We start from the raw sequence: 1,984 nt of genomic DNA on the forward strand, positions 1-1,984 counted from the left end.
CGTCGCGCAACAGCCGTGGCAGGGATTCCGGCAGCATCCACCAGAGAAACGGAAACAGCAGCAATGGCGTGACGCCACCGGCGAGGAACACCGCTTGCCAGCCAAACTGGTCAATGAAACCCGCCGCGACGAAACCACCCGCCGCACCACCGAACGAGAACCCGCACGCGGCCAGCGTCACCATCAACGTACGCAGGCGTGGTGGCGAGTATTCCGACATCAGCGCCATCGCACTCGGCATCGCCCCGCCCATGCCGACACCGCAAATGAAGCGCGCGATCATCAGCGTATTGAGGGAATCGGCGAACACCATCAGCACTGTCAGGCTGGCGTAGATCAGCACGCAGGCGAGCAGAATCCGCCGCACACCGAAACGGTCCGCCAGGGGGGTAACGGCAAGCGAACCGATAGTCAGGCCCAGCAGGTTGGCGCTGAAAACAGGCCCGAACGCGGCTTTCTCCAGGCCCCAGTCCTGAGCCAGTGCGGGCACGACGTAACCGAGCACCTGGGCGTCGTAGCCGTCGGTGACCAGCAACAAGGCGAGCAAGATCAAGAGCAACCACTGATAACGGGACACCGGACGGGCGTCGAGCGCCGCCCGGAAGCTGGCAATCTGGTTGTGCATCGCAAAGTACCTGTGTTGTTTTTATGATTTTCAGGCGTCGCCGAATCCCCACATTGGCATGGCGTGAAGCTCTACGGGGTATCTGGCTGGTTGGCCGGATGCGCCTTGATGAACGCCGGATGTTCAGCAGCCAGTGCGGCAACACGGCGGATTTTTGGATAGTCGTCCAGGCTGACGTTGAACCGCTCGGCCGCATACAACTGCGGAATCAGGTACACATCCGCCACGCACGGCCACTCGCCGAAACAGAAACCGCTGTCGCCAATCAACTGTTCCACTGTCGCCAGCCCCTGGCTGATCCAGTGACTGATCCACTCCACCACTTGTGGTTCGTCGTACCCCGATTGGCGCAGACGGTTGAGCACGCTGACATTGTGCAGTGGATGCACATCGCAACCGATCACCGCCGCAACGCCACGCACATGCGCGCGAGCGGCGAGGTCGGCCGGCAACAGCGGCGGTTGTGGATAACGTTCTTCCAGATACTCGATGATCGCCGGCGACTGGATCAGCAACTCCCCCTCGTCGGTACGCAAGGCCGGCACCCGGCCCTGTGGGTTGATCGCCAGATACGCCGCTTGCCGATGCTCGCCACCCGACGGCGCGATCAGGTTGACCGGCAATGCCTGATAGTCGAGGCCCTTCAGTGCCAGCGCGATGCGCACCCGGTACGACGAGGTCGAACGGTAATAGGTATAGAGATCCATCAATCGCTCCTGTCAGCGCGCCGCCAGCACGGTGCCGCGGCATTCGCCGAAACCGATGGAGGCGAAACCGTCACGGGCGCAACGGGCGCGCAGGATGATTTCGTCGCCGTCCTCAAGGAATTTGCGCACTTCGCCGGAGGCCAGTTCGATCGGCTTTTTGCCGCCCTCGGTGATTTCCAGCAAGCTGCCGAACTGACCGTTTTCAGGACCGGACAAGGTGCCCGAACCGAACAGGTCACCGGCCTGCAACTGGCAACCGTTGACGCTGTGGTGCGCGACCATTTGCGCCACGGTCCAGTACATGTAGCGGGTGTTGCTCAGGGTCAGGCGATGGGCCGGCAGATTCTGTTCGCGCATTTTTTCGGTGAGCAACAGCACTTCCAGTTCGATGTCGAACGCACCGCCCGCCTGATCGCGGTTGTCGAGCAAGTACGGCAGAGGTTGCGGGTCACCTAACGGACGCGCCGGTTGTGGCGTGCGGAACGGCGCCAGCGCTTCGGCGGTGACGACCCACGGCGAGACGCTGGTGATGAAACTCTTCGACAGGAACGGACCCAGCGGCTGGTATTCCCAGGCCTGGATGTCACGGGCGGACCAATCGTTCAGCAGGCAGAACCCGGCGATGTGCTCGGCCGCGTCGCCAATGGCAATC

General features: G+C 62.4%; 2 protein-coding genes and 1 pseudogene. All 3 read right to left on the reverse strand.

Annotated features, from left to right (window positions below; translation table 11 throughout):
* A partial coding sequence (locus tag DBR24_RS34490) for an MFS transporter (protein WP_256591993.1) occupies positions 1–625 on the reverse strand: 625 nt, incomplete at its 3' end.
* Positions 626–696: 71 nt separating this feature from the next.
* Positions 697–1,332: a maleylacetoacetate isomerase gene (gene maiA, locus DBR24_RS29980; protein ID WP_128616500.1), complete on the reverse strand. Its 636-nt coding sequence runs from the start codon at positions 1,330–1,332 to the stop codon at positions 697–699.
* A gap of 12 nt (positions 1,333–1,344) precedes the next feature.
* Positions 1,345–1,984 (reverse strand): annotated as a pseudogene (locus DBR24_RS34495) (fumarylacetoacetate hydrolase family protein); the annotation flags it as partial.

This window comes from Pseudomonas sp. HMWF006, from assembly GCF_003061205.1.
GTDB lineage: Bacteria > Pseudomonadota > Gammaproteobacteria > Pseudomonadales > Pseudomonadaceae > Aquipseudomonas > Aquipseudomonas monsensis.

Coding starts and splice junctions, on each gene's coding strand:
- maiA (WP_128616500.1), bottom strand. CDS start 1,332: ATGGATCTCTATACCTATTACCGTTCGACCTCGTCGTACCGGGTGCGC.